The 15,063-nt window shown below is 42.6% G+C and carries 20 protein-coding genes and 1 riboswitch; of the genes, 3 read left to right on the top strand and 17 right to left on the bottom strand.

Annotated features, from left to right (window positions below):
* Window positions 1-18: 18 nt before the first annotated feature.
* The 15 genes from sufC to NKR21_RS16795 form a co-directional block, all read right to left on the bottom strand.
* Window positions 19-804 carry a Fe-S cluster assembly ATPase SufC gene (gene sufC / locus NKR21_RS16725; protein ID WP_003213654.1) on the bottom strand — a complete coding sequence of 262 codons (786 nt, stop codon included), beginning with the start codon at window positions 802-804 and terminating at the stop codon, window positions 19-21.
* Window positions 805-1,015: 211 nt separating this feature from the next.
* Window positions 1,016-1,153, bottom strand: coding sequence for a YuzK family famiily protein (locus tag NKR21_RS16730; protein WP_162835676.1), 138 nt, complete (start codon window positions 1,151-1,153; stop codon window positions 1,016-1,018).
* A 215-nt stretch (window positions 1,154-1,368) separates the two neighbouring features.
* Window positions 1,369-1,737, bottom strand: coding sequence for a carboxymuconolactone decarboxylase family protein (locus tag NKR21_RS16735; protein WP_003212803.1), 369 nt, complete (start codon window positions 1,735-1,737; stop codon window positions 1,369-1,371).
* Between the two features lie 307 nt (window positions 1,738-2,044).
* The gene (gene metQ, locus NKR21_RS16740; protein ID WP_012011185.1) at window positions 2,045-2,866 is read right to left on the bottom strand and encodes a methionine ABC transporter substrate-binding lipoprotein MetQ; all 822 of its coding nucleotides are present in this window, start codon (window positions 2,864-2,866) and stop codon (window positions 2,045-2,047) included.
* Between the two features lie 14 nt (window positions 2,867-2,880).
* Window positions 2,881-3,549 carry a methionine ABC transporter permease gene (locus tag NKR21_RS16745; protein WP_012011186.1) on the bottom strand — a complete coding sequence of 223 codons (669 nt, stop codon included), beginning with the start codon at window positions 3,547-3,549 and terminating at the stop codon, window positions 2,881-2,883.
* Window positions 3,542-4,567 carry a methionine ABC transporter ATP-binding protein gene (locus tag NKR21_RS16750; protein WP_012011187.1) on the bottom strand — a complete coding sequence of 342 codons (1,026 nt, stop codon included), beginning with the start codon at window positions 4,565-4,567 and terminating at the stop codon, window positions 3,542-3,544. Before NKR21_RS16750 ends, NKR21_RS16745 begins: the two co-directional genes overlap by 8 nt.
* A 154-nt stretch (window positions 4,568-4,721) precedes the next feature.
* Window positions 4,722-4,830, bottom strand: a riboswitch (SAM riboswitch).
* A 102-nt stretch (window positions 4,831-4,932) separates the two neighbouring features.
* A complete protein-coding gene (locus tag NKR21_RS16755; protein WP_012011189.1) occupies window positions 4,933-5,274 on the bottom strand; it encodes an SCP2 sterol-binding domain-containing protein in 342 nt (113 codons plus the stop codon).
* Window positions 5,275-5,394: 120 nt separating this feature from the next.
* Window positions 5,395-5,697 carry a thioredoxin family protein gene (locus NKR21_RS16760; protein WP_012011190.1) on the bottom strand — a complete coding sequence of 101 codons (303 nt, stop codon included), beginning with the start codon at window positions 5,695-5,697 and terminating at the stop codon, window positions 5,395-5,397.
* A 12-nt stretch (window positions 5,698-5,709) separates the two neighbouring features.
* Complete coding sequence (locus tag NKR21_RS16765) at window positions 5,710-6,054, bottom strand: toprim domain-containing protein (RefSeq protein ID WP_034660691.1); 345 nt, start codon at window positions 6,052-6,054, stop codon at window positions 5,710-5,712.
* A gap of 128 nt (window positions 6,055-6,182) precedes the next feature.
* A complete protein-coding gene (locus NKR21_RS16770; RefSeq protein ID WP_034659913.1) occupies window positions 6,183-6,419 on the bottom strand; it encodes a YusG family protein in 237 nt (78 codons plus the stop codon).
* Between the two features lie 44 nt (window positions 6,420-6,463).
* Entirely contained in the window at window positions 6,464-6,847 is a 384-nt protein-coding gene (gene gcvH / locus NKR21_RS16775) for a glycine cleavage system protein GcvH (RefSeq protein ID WP_012011193.1), read from the bottom strand.
* Between the two features lie 66 nt (window positions 6,848-6,913).
* Window positions 6,914-7,270, bottom strand: coding sequence for an arsenate reductase family protein (locus NKR21_RS16780; RefSeq protein ID WP_144457141.1), 357 nt, complete (start codon window positions 7,268-7,270; stop codon window positions 6,914-6,916).
* Window positions 7,271-7,441: 171 nt separating this feature from the next.
* Entirely contained in the window at window positions 7,442-9,223 is a 1,782-nt protein-coding gene (locus NKR21_RS16785) for an acyl-CoA dehydrogenase family protein (RefSeq protein WP_144457139.1), read from the bottom strand.
* 14 nt (window positions 9,224-9,237) lie between these two features.
* The gene (locus tag NKR21_RS16790; protein WP_012011196.1) at window positions 9,238-10,413 is read right to left on the bottom strand and encodes an acetyl-CoA C-acetyltransferase; all 1,176 of its coding nucleotides are present in this window, start codon (window positions 10,411-10,413) and stop codon (window positions 9,238-9,240) included.
* Between the two features lie 12 nt (window positions 10,414-10,425).
* Entirely contained in the window at window positions 10,426-12,813 is a 2,388-nt protein-coding gene (locus NKR21_RS16795; protein WP_144457137.1) for a 3-hydroxyacyl-CoA dehydrogenase/enoyl-CoA hydratase family protein, read from the bottom strand.
* A 199-nt stretch (window positions 12,814-13,012) separates the two neighbouring features.
* On the opposite strand from NKR21_RS16795, the gene NKR21_RS16800 reads away from it, so the two are divergent.
* From NKR21_RS16800 to NKR21_RS16810, 3 genes are read left to right on the top strand one after another with little or no spacing between them, the layout of a single operon-like run.
* Complete coding sequence (locus NKR21_RS16800) at window positions 13,013-13,150, top strand: YuzL family protein (protein ID WP_003212904.1); 138 nt, start codon at window positions 13,013-13,015, stop codon at window positions 13,148-13,150.
* Between the two features lie 44 nt (window positions 13,151-13,194).
* Window positions 13,195-13,428 carry a hypothetical protein gene (locus tag NKR21_RS16805; protein WP_253602591.1) on the top strand — a complete coding sequence of 78 codons (234 nt, stop codon included), beginning with the start codon at window positions 13,195-13,197 and terminating at the stop codon, window positions 13,426-13,428.
* 11 nt (window positions 13,429-13,439) lie between these two features.
* Window positions 13,440-13,787, top strand: a complete 348-nt coding sequence (locus NKR21_RS16810; RefSeq protein ID WP_012011198.1) for a spore coat protein — start codon at window positions 13,440-13,442, stop codon at window positions 13,785-13,787.
* A gap of 33 nt (window positions 13,788-13,820) precedes the next feature.
* On the opposite strand, the gene NKR21_RS16815 is transcribed toward NKR21_RS16810, so the two are convergent.
* Both NKR21_RS16815 and NKR21_RS16820 read right to left on the bottom strand, forming a co-directional pair.
* Complete coding sequence (locus NKR21_RS16815) at window positions 13,821-14,072, bottom strand: YusU family protein (RefSeq protein ID WP_144457133.1); 252 nt, start codon at window positions 14,070-14,072, stop codon at window positions 13,821-13,823.
* Between the two features lie 72 nt (window positions 14,073-14,144).
* Window positions 14,145-14,975, bottom strand: a complete 831-nt coding sequence (locus tag NKR21_RS16820) for an ABC transporter ATP-binding protein (RefSeq protein WP_003213584.1) — start codon at window positions 14,973-14,975, stop codon at window positions 14,145-14,147.
* Window positions 14,976-15,063: the final 88 nt, after the last annotated feature.

Genomic DNA, 15,063 nt, shown 5'->3' on the forward strand with positions numbered 1-15,063 from the left:
CAATAATCCTCCTAACGCTTACGCTTCTTGACCAACAGTTTCGTCTTCAATTCCTAACTCTTTTTTAATCCAGTCATAGCCTTCTGCTTCTAGACGTTGTGCAAGCTCTGGTCCGCCAGATTTCACGATACGTCCTTGCATCATGACATGAACGTGATCTGGTGTGATGTAGTTCAGTAGACGCTGATAGTGAGTGATCATTAAGCAGCCGAAGCTTTCGCCGCGCATTCTGTTAATTCCTTTAGAAACCACTTTCAACGCATCGATATCAAGACCAGAATCGATTTCGTCAAGGATCGCAATTTTTGGTTCAATCATCATTAATTGAAGGATTTCATTGCGTTTTTTCTCCCCGCCTGAGAAACCTTCGTTTAGGTAGCGTTGCGCCATGTCAGGGTCCATTTCAAGGAACTCCATGTTTTCGTCCATTTTGCGAATGAATTTCATGAGAGAAATTTCATCGCCTTCTTCTCTGCGAGCGTTAATAGCAGAACGAAGGAAGTCCGCATTTGTCACACCACTAATTTCAGATGGGTATTGCATCGCAAGGAAAAGACCTGCTTGAGCGCGCTCATCTACTTCCATTTCAAGTACATCTTCGCCATCAAGCAAAATGCTGCCTTTTGTTACTTCATATTTAGGGTGACCCATAATGGCAGCAGATAAAGTTGATTTACCTGTACCATTTGGCCCCATTACTGCGTGGAATTCTCCACCTTTTATCTCGAGGTTTACACCCTTTAAGATTTCTTTCCCTTCAATCTCAACGTGCAAGTCCTTAATTGTTAATGTCGAAGCAGTCATATATCGATACCTCCAAAATAATCATTATTCTCAATTTATTCTCATTCTAATTTTATAACAAATTAAAAGTGAATACAACACATTCACGATAAGCGTGAGAGGATGCTCTCAAAATTCTAACAAAAAAAGCCGGTAGATAAAAGGATTTATGTCGAAAAGACTGTTTTCATAAAGAAAGGACGGGAAACTGTTCTCCCCGTCCCTTAGCTATTTAATAGCCTTGTATATTCATTTTTGCGAGCTGCCTTTTCTCATCTCGATAGGACTGCTCTCGTTTATATTCCACTTTCATCCGTAAGTCATGGTCTCTTTCGTACTCTGCATAGCTCATGCCATGAGCCTTATGCATGGCCTTTTCCATCTCGGCGGTATAATCCAATCCCAGTGTACTATGGTCCGAACAAATAATAAACCATTCCCTTCTTTGAGTGTAGCTTCATTGTATCAAAGTCATGCGGCTTCACTCAAAAGGGATATAGTGCGCTATGCTGGCATATTTTCTCACACCATCGGCTGAGAACGACTCAACTCCCTGAGATGGATAAATACCATCTTATCCTTCCCTTAATGCGTCTGTCCTCCAAATTCGTCAATACATTGCTGAACGACAGTAATCCCTTGGCTCAGTGCTGCCCCGCCGCCAAATGCCGCTGCTACGCTGACAACCTCTAGCAAATTTTCTTCTGTTGCGCCTTGGTCGAGCGCTCCCTTTGTATGATAAATCATGCAGTATTCATCCTGTGCATGAATACTGATGCCAAGGGCAATCATTTGTTTTTCCTTTTGCGTCAATGAATCGCTCTGAAAACATTGCTCCGTGAATTCATTGAATTTCTTCCCAAACACCGGCATTTTCTTCTGAAATTCACCCATTGCCGTTTTATAATCAGTCAGTGACTGCTGCATGGATCCGCTCATATGCTGTTCATTCATTTTCTATTCCATCCCTTCAGGTCATTTGTACATTTTTATTATGAGCGAGATTTGAAAAAATACACAAAAAACCTCGCTTTGACGAAAGCGAGGTTACAGATTGTTGACAAAGGTCTAAAATGAACTTAATTTTAGACCTTTGTCTTCCTTTCAGCGTGATAGAAAACCTTTGCAGTGTAGGAAGGACGAGTACTGGAGCGGAGCGAATCCGACATTCGTGAGCACCAGCACGCAGGACTGACACCGAATGCGAGGGTTTGTCTACACGCTGAAACCTCGCTTTGACGAAAGCGAGGTTAACACATCGTTATTCAGATACCGGTAGTACAGCACCGTCATATTTTTTATCGATGAATTCTTTGATTTTATCAGAGTGAAGAACTTCCATTAAAGTCTTGATCTTATCTGATTTTTCTTCACCTTTGCGAACCGCCACAATGTTTGCATATGGGTTGTTCTTTGTTTGCTCAAGTTCGATTGAATCGTTTTTCGGATTCAATTTATTTTGGATCGCATAGTTAACGTTGATAAACACAGCATCGCCTTCACTGTTTTCATAAGCTTTCGCTGTTAGTTCAGGAGCGATTTTTTTGAACTTTAGGTTCTTTGGATTTTCTTTGATGTTCTTTACAGTAGCGTTGATTGTATCAACCTTTGGATCGAGTTTGATGACACCAGCATGTTGAAGCAGGGCAAGCATACGTCCTTGCTCAGCTACGTTGTTTGTCATGATGATCGTGCCACCGTTTGGAATATCTTTTACTGATTTGTATTTCTTAGAGTAGATACCGAATGGCTCAAGGTGAACCGCACCTGCACTCACTAGGTCGTAATCTTTGTTTGATTTATTTTCTTCATTTAAGTAAGGGATATGTTGGAAAAAGTTTGCATCCACTTCTTTTTCAGCTAACGCTTTGTTGTACATTTTATAATCACTAAGTACTTTCACTTTGAGATCGTAGCCTTTTTCTTTTAGAAGTGGTTTTGCTTCTTCAAGAATTTCGGCATGTGGTGTTTTTGAAGCGGCAACCGTAATGGTTTTGCTATCACTTGCGTTATTAGATGAACCGCATGCAGCCAAAATGCCTGCAAATGCTAGAAATAGTGCACTTAAAATCAATTTCTTCATAAATAAATCCTCCCTTATCGTTTATCAATTTTATTTGTAATCAAATCACCGATTATTTGAATAATAAAGACGATGATGAGAATAAACACAGTGGCAAAAAGTGTGACATCTGTATTACCAGATTGGTATCCTTCCACATAGGCAAGGTCACCAAGTCCACCTGCTCCAATTGCACCTGCAATCGCAGTTGAGCCAATTAAAGCAATCGCTGTTACGGTAATACCTGAAATGAGGGCTGGCAATGATTCTGGCAGCAATACTTTGAATATGATGGTCGACGTTTTCGCTCCCATTGAGCGTGCTGCTTCAATGACTCCTTTGTCTACCTCACGCAGCGCAATTTCGACAAGACGTGCATAGAATGGAGCTGACCCAATGACAAGGGCAGGCAGTGCTGCATTTGGACCTAGAATTGTATGCATTAAGAATTTCGTGAACCCTAATAAAAGAATAATTAAAATGATAAAAGGAATCGATCTGAAAATGTTGACGACTGCACCGATGACAGCATTGATCGGTTTATTTTCCCAAAGACCACCTTTTCCAGTAAGGAAAAGCAGGAGTCCAAGAATAATTCCGATCACAAAGGCAAACGCCAATGAAATGAGTGTCATATAAACCGTTTCACCCGTTGCATTCCAAATGACTTCTAAATCAACGTTCGGAAACCATTTCTCAAACATGTGTCATCACCTCAATTTCAACCTGTTTGCTTTGGATATAGGCGATGGCTTTTTCTACCTCAGTCTCTTCTCCATTAATATGGATAAAGAGTGTTCCAAACGCGCCTTCCTGCGTTTGAGAAATCTTCCCTTGAAGGATATTTACATCGACCTTGAAGGATCGAATGATTTCAGTGATGAGCGGCTGCTCGGCAGAATCACCAATAAAGGACAACCGTACGACCTGACCTTCTTTTACGCGCTCTAAGACGTGTTCGATTGTTTCTTTCGCTTCCTCTGGTTCAGCAAGCTGCTGGACGAATCGCTTCGTCATTTCTTCCTTCGGCTGTCTGAAAACGCGTAATACTTCGCCTTCTTCGACAATGCGTCCATTCTCCATCACCGCCACGCGATGACAAATTTTGCGAATGACATGCATTTCGTGTGTAATCAGCACAATCGTCAGCCCAAGTCGTTTATTGATATCTGCTAAAAGATCAAGGATAGAATCCGTTGTTTGCGGATCAAGCGCTGACGTTGCTTCGTCACAAAGAAGAACCTTTGGATCATTTGCTAATGCTCTCGCAATCCCCACACGCTGTTTTTGTCCGCCGCTAAGCTGAGACGGATACGCATTTTCTTTTCCTTCTAAACCGACTAATTTAATCAGTTCATTCGCACGCTCTCTCCGTTTCGATGTCGGTACACCTGCGATCTCAAGTGGGAACATAATATTTTGTCTCACTGTTCTTGACCAAAGTAGGTTAAAGTGCTGGAAAATCATGCTGATTTCTTGTCTTGCTTTCCGAAGTTTCGCATTCGATACTTCATTGATCCGGTTGCCTGCCACTTCAACAATTCCTTCTGTTGGCAGCTCCAGACCGTTTAATAGGCGAATCAGCGAGCTTTTTCCGGCACCGCTATACCCAATAATTCCGAATATTTCACCTTTACCAATATCCAAGTTGACGTCTTTCACGGCATCAACATTTCCGCTTTTTGAATGATACGTTTTTGATACATTCTGTAAATGGATCACAGTCTGTTCACCTGCTTTCTTGCTGAATCTATAGGTTGCCATCACAAACATTATTTATTCTTCCTGATGCCATGCTCCGCGCCTGGCTTGAGGTCAGTAAAAAAGACCTAACTGCAATGCAAGCAGAAAGGCCTTTTATGTTCAATACGCCTTTCTCTCATCTTTCAAAGCATTGCGGCTTTGAGTGAATTGGCACCAATTTCAGCTATGCTGACGGTTGCCGGGTTTCATAGGGCACGTCCCTCCACCTCTCTTAATAAGAGAAAATATGTTGTTTTATGTGATGTTCATGTTTTTACTAACGTAGAATATCATGCTACCCGAGATATGTCAACGCTGTAAATCGCTAATTTCCTAGTAAACGACTACGTTATCATTTTTCGAAAAAAACCGTTCGTCAGCCAGAGCACCGCCTCTAGTCTTAGGAGCGCGCGGAATGACCCTTTTACTTTCACTTGTCCCCTGCTAATTAACTGCTGTAAGGACATATCTCCATCTAATAATTGTAGTATTTCTTTTCTCTCACCATAAAAGATAAGATCCGATAACTCAATTGCAGGTAGTTTCTTCACTTCACCACGCTCATCCACAATCAATGTACAAGAGTCAGTTTCCGCCTCAAATGTAATCTTCAAGGATGATGATGAGAGCAGCGGTTTTAGCAATAAGCGCTGCCCTTTGTTACCATGGGTTTTCACTTTTTCCACATGTATAACCTCCCTGTCATTTGGTTATACATAACATTTCTCTACAAACATTCCCTTGTCCTTTATAAATAACTCGACAAATTTTCAGATGAATTGCTTGAAATATGACAAAAAACCGCTTTATTTAGCGGTTTCAATCATTTCATGAAGATATGGAACAGAGTGAAAGGCATAGCCTTTTTGCACCAGTTCGCCTTTTTTAAACAGTAGAAAGCAAGGAACGCTTTCGATCTCAAAAGCCTTCGCAAAGCCTGGTGAGTAGTTTAAGTTATTTTCGTAAAAAGGTACATCCGGCTGCATGGTGTCTACGACAGCGAGCATTTTCTTTGCCAGCTGGCATGTCCCGCAAAACGGTGTATATAAGTATAAAAGAAATAAATCGTCCTTTATTTCCTTGAAATCATGTTCTTCAATCTCTTTCATATACGTCCACCCTCATAAATATTTCGAATGAACATCAATGTTTGCAGCTAATAGGATAGATGCAATGTGGGCTGACGGTGAAGCGGCCACTTCACGGTACGTTCTGTCGACAAAAAGATGAAGCGCTTCAGGGAATTCTTTTCGAAATTGCTTCCGCAGTTTGTCGCCTGCATCGTCACTGTCTGCTAATATGTAAACGTCTTTCCCCAATAATTCGTCTACGAGCTGATCCAGCTTCGATGTACTGATCGTGCCATTGGTGCAAATGATGGTAACAGGTTCACTTATGACTTCTTTTAGCTTTTGTTTGTCTGTTTTACCTTCTACTATGATGACCTTTTCTACCTCTACATTCATCACGATCACCCGGCCCTTTTGACGTTGTTCAGTTCTCCCTTAGATTACAATCTTTCATCAAGGTTGTAAAGATTGGGCACTTGCACTAAAAAGACTGCAGCTTATGCTCACTGCAGCCTCATCTGTGATTAGCACCAGCCATTTTCATCATCACAGTCTACATATTTTTCTGTCCCGTGGGTCAATGTATCCGTCAGACGATAAAAACGATTTTGATCATAGGAATAACCTGATTTTAACTCATATTGGTTTTCACTAATCATCGTGCCAATCTCTTCATTTTGATGATACAGCACCATGCCGCTTTCTTTGAATCGTCCAGTGACATGATCTGTTATATCCACCTGTTCTTTTTGAAAAGACAAATTGGACACCCCCCATAAAGGTAGAGTGTCCAATTTCACGTGAATTAGTCTTCTTTTGTCATTTCTTCATATTGCTCAGCAGTCATCAAGTTCTCAATTTCAGATGTATCAGCTGGCTCTACCACGATCATCCATGCTTTTTCGTATGGAGAGTCGTTGACGAATTCAGGGCTGTCATCCAGCTCATCGTTCACTTCAACAATTGTACCGTTGATCGGTGCGTAAAGCTCAGAAACTGTTTTCACTGATTCTACACTTCCGAAAGGCTCGTCCGCTGTAATTTTGTCTCCTACTTCAGGAAGCTCAACGAACACGATATCGCCTAGCTCAGATTGAGCAAAATGCGTAATACCGATACGCACCTTTTCCCCTTCTACTTTGACCCATTCATGTTCTTCTGAATAACGTAAATCTTTTGGTGTGCTCATTCAATACCCCTCCAGTCTTTTCTTTCAATCTATATTGAAGATACCACAATCTGAATGAAAGTTACATCATTTCCAGACGCTTTTAAATGTATCTTCATTAAATCCAATCGTGACTCGTTTACCGTCTGTTGTAATCGGACGCTTGATCAGCATTCCATTAGATGCGAGTAATTCTAGCTGCTCGTCCTCTGACATTGCAGGAAGTTGATCTTTCAGCTGTAGCTCTCGGTATTTCTGTCCACTTGTATTAAAGAACTTCTTCAACTCTAAGCCGCTTTTTTCGTAAAGGGCTTTTAATGTTTCTTTATTAGGCGTCTCTTCGACGATATGTATGCTGTTGATGTCTTTATTGTGTTCTTCCAGCCATTTTTTTGCTTTTCGACATGTACCGCAAGATGGGTATTCATAAAAATCTAAAGCCACCATTTTCACCTCCTGCAAATAGTGACAACATTTTATCACAAAATATTTTAAAAACCTAAATGTATGCTTACAAAAAGGTGCGGAAAGAAGACAAAGGGCTAAAATAAAGATCATTTTAGCCCTTTGTCAACAATCTGAGGTGCGGAATGATATCCGCAAATTTCAGCCGTCTTATACGATATATTTCTCTGCTTCAAAGATTCGTTTCGCCACTTCGCGCTTTTTGGCGATGACATTGATCGGGGTGAATCTTGTCAGTTTGCGAAGAGCTGACAGACTCATGCGGAGTGCATCTCCTTCTTCCATCGCGATCAAGGATTCTTTTGCATGGGCTTCAATTTTTAAGAAGGCCTCCTGCGTGAATATTTGTGTGTAAGCAAGCTTTTGAGTATTCTTATCTAGCCCTGATGCAGCGATTGCCTTTTCAGTACGCAGAATCGCCGATTCAGCAGCAAAAATTTCATTGACGATATCCGCTATGTTCACAAGAATCTCTTGCTCTTTGTCTAACGCTTTTCCATACTTCATCGCCGCCATTCCAGATACCATTAAGGCGATCTTTTTCGCATGGGCAAGCAAATATTTTTCTTGATCGAGCGGCTGATCACCCGGCTCTACCGGCATCATCATCATGAGCTCTTCCTGTAAGGTTTGCGCCTTTTGAAGAAGAGGAAGCTCTCCCTTCATCGCTTTCTTCAGAAATGTGCCTGGGACTAGCAGACGGTTGATTTCGTTTGTTCCTTCAAAAATACGGTTAATCCGGGAGTCACGATAGGCTCTTTCGACCTCGTATTCTTGCATAAATCCATATCCACCGTGAATCTGCACACCCTCATCCGCAATATAGTCTAAAGTTTCAGAGCCAAGCACTTTACAAAGAGAGCATTCAATGGCATATTCTGCAATGGACTGGGCAATTTGTTTGCCATCCTTTTGGTCTTCTTCACTTAATAGACCCATACGCTGTTCAAATAATCCAACTGTGCGGTAAACAGCACTTTCCATCGCATAGAGCTTTGCCGACATATTGGCTACCTTCTCACCAATTAAGCTAAATCGAGAAATGGGCGTTTGGAATTGCTTACGCTGGTTTGCATATTCTGCCGATAATTGAATGACACGTTTTGACGCCCCAACTGTCCCGACAGCCAGCTTGTAGCGTCCGATATTTAAAATGTTAAAGGCAATGACATGACCTCTGCCAGCCTCACCTAGTAAATTCTCTTTTGGCACTTGAGCATCCTCAAGGATTAACGTTCTCGTCGAGGAGCCTTTAATACCCATCTTTTTCTCTTCAGGTCCCGTTTTGACACCAGGAAAATCCTTTTCTACGATAAAAGCAGAGAAGTGTTCACCATCAATCTTCGCATATACGACAAAGACGTCGGCAAATGCGGAGTTTGTGATCCACTGTTTTTCCCCATTCAACACATAATGAGTTCCGGCTTCATTTAAGACCGCAGTTGTCTTTGCTCCAAGAGCGTCAGAGCCTGATCCTGGCTCAGTTAGGGCGTACGCCGCAATTGTTTCTCCAGAAGCGAGTCCAGGCAGGTATGTTTCCTTTTGCGCTTGATTTCCGAACAGTACGATGGGCAGAGATCCAATGCCGACATGGGCGCCATAGGAAAGTGAGAAGCTCCCTGCTCTGGAGAATTTCTCGGTAATAATGGCTGAACTGATTTTATCTAATCCGAGCCCGCCGAATTCTTCAGGCACGTCAGCTCCTAGCAGCCCAAGCTCTCCAGCCTTTTTGAGAAGCCTGACAGAATGCTCAAATTCATGCTTTTCAATTTGATCTATATATGGAACAACGTCTTGTAAAATATAATCCTCTGTTGTCTTTCCAATCATTTGATGCTCATCAGTGAAATCCTCTGGTGTAAAGATATGCTCATAATTCGTCTCATCAATTAAGAAGCTTCCACCCTTTTTTACCTCTTCCATTGCTTTCATTCTGTTTTCCCCCTTTAGATCAATTCAAAAATTCCTGCTGCTCCCATGCCCCCGCCGATACACATTGTGACGATGCCAAATTGCTCGTTTCGCCGTTTCATTTCATGAATGAGTGACAGTGTCAATTTCGTTCCTGTACAGCCGAGCGGATGTCCTAGCGCGATTGCCCCGCCATTGACATTCACTTTCTCTTCATCAATTCCTAAATGACGAATGACTTGAATGGCCTGAGAAGCAAACGCTTCGTTTAATTCAAACAGTCCGATATCCTTCAGCTCAAGTCCGGCGATTTTCAGCGCACGTGGAATGGCTTCAATTGGACCGATCCCCATCACTTCAGGCGGTACACCGCCAACAGCAAACGCTCTGAATTTGGCGAGCGGCTGAAGGGAAAGTGACGATGCTTTCTCTCGATCCATCATCATCACACACGCAGCGCCGTCACTTGTTTGTGAAGAGTTTCCTGCGGTCACCGTGCCTTTTGTTGAAAAAGCCGGACGCAAAGTGGATAGAATCTCTTCCGTTGTCCCCGCTCTTACGCCTTCATCCTGTGAGAACGTGAATTGATGTTCTTCTAATTGAAATTGCTCCCCTACCCGCCGCTCTGTTACATCAACAGATACAATTTCATCTGTAAATTTCCCTTCCTGTAATGCTTTGGCTGCCTTTTGATGACTTCTTACCGCAAAGGCGTCTTGATCTTGACGAGTGACCTGATACTTTTGCGCCACCTGCTCTGCCGTGTGGCCCATGCTCATATAGTATTCAGGGGCTTGCTCTGCCAAATGAGCATTCGGACGAATGGAATGACCCATCATTGGTACTTGTGACATTGATTCGACTCCACCGGCTAAGATTGTTTCTGCCTGACCGAGCATGATTCGTTCACCCGCATAAGCGATTGACTGAAGACCAGATGAACAGTAGCGGTTAATGGTGATGGCAGGGACTGTATACGGAAGTCCTGCTAACGCTCCAATATTCCGAGCCACATTTAACCCCTGCTCCGCTTCTGGTGTCGCACATCCGATGATCAAATCATCTATCTGTCCGTCGTAATCACCAGCACGCTTTAATGTTTCTTTTACACACAATGCGCCCATATCATCAGGCCGAACATGTTTTAACGATCCTTTTTTCGCCTTCCCTACTGGTGTTCTTGCGCCAGCGACAATGACTGCTTCTCTCATTTTGACTCCCCCTTAGTTACGTAAAGGTTTTCCTTTGACGAGCATGTGCTGCATGCGTGCTTGTGATTTTACTTCTCCTACAAGACTTAAAAATGCTTCTCTTTCAAGCTCTAATAAGTATTGCTCCTCTACCTCTGTTCCAAATGGCAGTTTTCCGCCGGAAATAACATGAGCTAATTTTTTAACAATGGTCATGTCATGCTCTGAAATGTATCCAGACAATCTCATATTTTCAGCCGCCAAAATCATTGCTGCATAGCCTGTTTCTCCCATGACGGGCACCTTTTGCTTGAGCGGCGCACGATAACCTGCTTCATCAAGAGAGAGCACAAGTTGTTTCGCATCATAGATCAGGTGATCACCATTCATACTGATTCGGTCACTCGCGCGCAGCATGTTCATATCCCGCGCTTCCTCTGCCGAAGTGGATACTTTAGCCATTGCAATGGTTTCAAATGTTTTCAGCGTGGCATCTTGTATAGCGGTCTCTGACGGCTTAGCTGACCCTTGCAGATGGCGAAGATATAATTCTTTGTTTCCACCGCCGCCTGGAATCAGCCCAACTCCCGCTTCGACAAGACCCATGTACGCTTCACTGGACGCCTGAATAGCTGCGGCCGGCAGACAAACCTCTGTTCCGCCTCCGAGTGTCATACCGAACGGTGCAGCAACGACTGGACGGTCGCTATATTTCACCTTCATCATTGCCTGCTGGAAGCGGCGGATCACAAAGTCAATTTCAAAGAAATTATCGTCCTGAGCTTCCATTAAAATCAACGCAAGGTTGGCACCAACACAGAAGTTCTTACCTTGGTTTCCGATGACAAGCCCTCTATAATTCTGTTCCACCTCATCAACAGCGCGATTGATCATGTCAATGACATCTAGTCCAATGGCATTGCTTTTGGAGTGAAATTCGAGCAAGGCGACATCGTCACCGATATCAATCAAGCTCGCACCAGCATTTTTAAAAATCACGCCGTGTTTCTTTTTCAATCTCGCTAAGGAAATATTCTTTTCGTTTCCTTTTTCCTGTTCATAAGCCCCGTTGTGATAAAACGAGCGCTCTCCATCAGCATTCTCTTGATAGAATGTGTCGTGTCCTTCTGACAACATGTCTTGCACCCACTGCGGGATGCTGTGACCTTCTGCTTCCATGCGATCGACTGCTTTTTTCACACCAATTGCATCCCAGAGCTCAAACGGACCGTGTTGCCAGCCAAATCCCCATTTCATTGCGTTATCGATGGACTGAATATCATCTGCAATTTCGCCTGTTAACTGAGCTGAATAAAGGAGCACAGGTGCCGTCATGTTCCAGAGCAATTGGCCTGCACGCCCATCCTGATAAATAAGCGCTTTCAATTTCGCTTTCGTTCCCTTTTGCTGCTTTGCCATCTCAATGCCTGGATCTTTGAGCTTCGTTCGTTCTCCGTATGTGAGCGTCACAGGATCAATTTCCAAAATGACCTTTCCATTTTTTTGATAAAACCCTTGCCCTGCCTTGCTACCAATCCATCCTTTTTCAAGCATTCTTTCAATAAACTCAGGAAGCTGAAAAATATCTTTTTCCTTACCTTCGACTTGGTCATATACGTTCCGGGCTACATGGAAAAACGTGTCGAGCCCTACGACATCAAGTGTACGGAAGGTCGCACTTTTCGGTCTTCCAATGAGAGGTCCTGTGACCGAATCCACCTCTCCAATGGTGTATTTGTTTTCAAGCATTTCACGCACTGTAACAAGGAGTCCATAAGTACCAATACGATTGGCAATAAAATTCGGCGTATCTTTCGCTTCAACGACGCCTTTCCCAAGTACATCCTCGCCAAACGTTCTCATAAATTGAAGTACTTCTGGATCTGTTTCTTGAATAGGAATGATTTCTAAAAGCTTTAAATAACGAGCTGGGTTAAAAAAATGTGTGCCTAAAAAGTGGCGTTTAAAATCCTCTGATCGGCCTTCTGCCATTTTTTCAACCGAAATTCCCGATGTATTACTTGATACGATACTGCCTTCTTTGCGGTGTTCGTCGATGAGAGAGAATACATGCTTTTTGATGCTGAGCTTTTCAGTAACGACTTCAATAATCCAGTCAGCGTCATGTAATAAGGAAAGGTGGTCTGTGAGATTTCCCGGTGTGATGTATGATAGGTTTTTTGCTGAAGTAAGAGGTGCTGGCTTTTGCTTTAATAATTTTTTCATCGCTTCTTGACTTAATCTATTCCGAACACTAGGGTGATCAAGCGTTCGCTTTTTTGCCGTTTCTTCCTTTGTCAGTTCGTTTGGCACAATATCTAGCAATGTGACTGGTATCCCGATATTGGCTAGATGCGCAGCAATGCCTGAGCCCATGACACCTGAACCAATGACAGCTGCCTTGCGAATATGTTTGCCCATAAATATCCCCCTAAACATTTTGAATGAACAGTCATTCATTTTTTGTGCAAAAAAAAGCAATGCCTCTTTCTTTATCTTAAAAGATTTTCCGAAACAGTTCAAGAGCGGATTTCAAAATTTTACACATTCTCATGTGCCTTATTTTACGGCGTATGAATTAAAGAGGAGAGGGCATTGTAAGAATGGAGGTGATGTCCACATGTCTCGTTTGAAGAAAAATCCATCGAAAGCAGGCGTAAGTGCTGCAAGTGTAAAAGGAAACGCAGGTCCATCACAGGAAGCAGACCTAGGCGGAAAAAAGACCAGTCAAAATCAGCAATATAAAAAGAATCAGTAAGGAAACAAAATTGTAAGGAGGAATACACCTTGAACAATCAGCAAATGAATATGCCCCCGCAAGTCATTTCAGTAAAGGATTCCTTGTACTTAGAGGATATGCTGAATTGGAACTTGATCGCTTTGAAAAAGGCTCACTTTATGGCTGAGCATTGCCAAGACCAAACATTGAAACAAGAATTAAACCAAGTGGGCCAAATGCACCATCAGCATTACACACAAATTCTTCAGCATTTAGGCAGCTCAGGGCAAGGCCAGTCTACTGGCTTTATGCAATAGGAGGAAAAAACATGGAACAACAAAACCAACAAAAAATCGGAAATCCTCAAACTCCGGTTCCCACGACAACAAACATGAATGATCGTGATTTTGTCACAGATCTCTTGTCGACTGAAAAATATATGACAAGCGGATACAACACAGCGCTCAACGAATTCAGTCATGAATCCCTTTACCAAGATATTCAGCGAATTGCGCTAGAAACACAGAAAACACAAAGACATTTATATGATGTCATGTTCCGATATGGCTGGTATTCTGTTGAAGCCGCTGAAGAGCAAAAACTCCAGCAGGCACACCAGAAGTTCCAGCAAACACTGACAGATCAATCTCCATACGGACCATCACAGATGTCATAAAGAAAAACTGCCAGCACTATACTGGCAGTTTTTTTAACGGTCTTGATTGGATCGATGAGCTTCGTTCATTAATTTGATCCGCTGAATGATTTCTTTGATTTCATCCTTAGCCTCTGGATACGTTTCATTAAAGTGCTTTGCTAGAGGCGGCATACTTTTTGCAATATGAGAATAGATGATCCACTGTTTCACCTCTTGTTTCAGTGCGTCTGTTGATTCGCCGAGCAGCAGCTCAGTATATTTCTCAAGCAAGCCTTCCAGCTTTTCATCTAGTTCATTTCCCATTGATCTTCCGCTCCTTTTTTTAGAAAAAAGCCTGACTCTGTACGTAACAGATGTCAGGCTTTTGACATACGATTATCTTGCAGCGAGAAATGTCTCCGCTTGCGCTTGCTGCACAATACAGCGTCCTCTGCCATGCGGAATACATAATGGCGTTCCGAATAAAGGATCTGTTGTCACTTGGCAGTTCATATCAAAGACATTTTTCACAAGATCACAATTAATGACCGTTTCTGGTCTTCCTTCTGCATAAATCGTCTTGTCTTTAATCGCTACAAGGTGATGAGCATATCTACATGCGAGATTCAGGTCATGAAGGACCATGACAATCGTGCGCTGCTCTTTTTCATTTAAGTCAAACAGAAGGTCAAGAATTTCAATTTGATGCGTCATGTCTAAATACGTCGTCGGCTCATCTAACAAGATGATATCCGTCTCCTGCGCTAACGTCATCGCAATCCATGCACGCTGTCTTTGTCCACCTGATAATGAATCGACCGTTCGATCAGCAAGGTCTTCCATCTTCGTTGACTTCAAAGCACGATTCACTGCTTCCTCGTCTTGCTTTGACCACTGCTTCAGCCAATTTTGATAAGGATATCTGCCTTGCTTCACTAGCTGATGCACGGTTAATCCTTCTGGCGCTTCTGGTCCTTGCGGAAGAATAGCAAGCTGTTTCGCTACTTCCTTTGTTGGTAATTTTGCAATGGAATGACCTTCAAGCAGGACAGAACCACCCATTGGCTTCATGAGACGGGCCAAAGAGCGAAGTAGCGTGGATTTACCGCATCCATTGCTGCCAATAAATACTGTGATTTCACCCTTAGGGATCGATACATTTAGTTCATCTATGATCATTGTTTCTCCGTAGCCTAAGCTTAAACCTTCAGTAGAAATGGCACTCATTCCGCTCAAACGCTCCTTTTCTCATGCAAATTTTTTGTATGAAATATCGTCTATTTATAGACGCAAAAGATCACTTATCTCAATTTAG

The organism is Bacillus sp. 1735sda2, assembly GCF_024159245.1.
Taxonomy (GTDB): Bacteria; Bacillota; Bacilli; order Bacillales; family Bacillaceae; genus Bacillus; species Bacillus pumilus_O.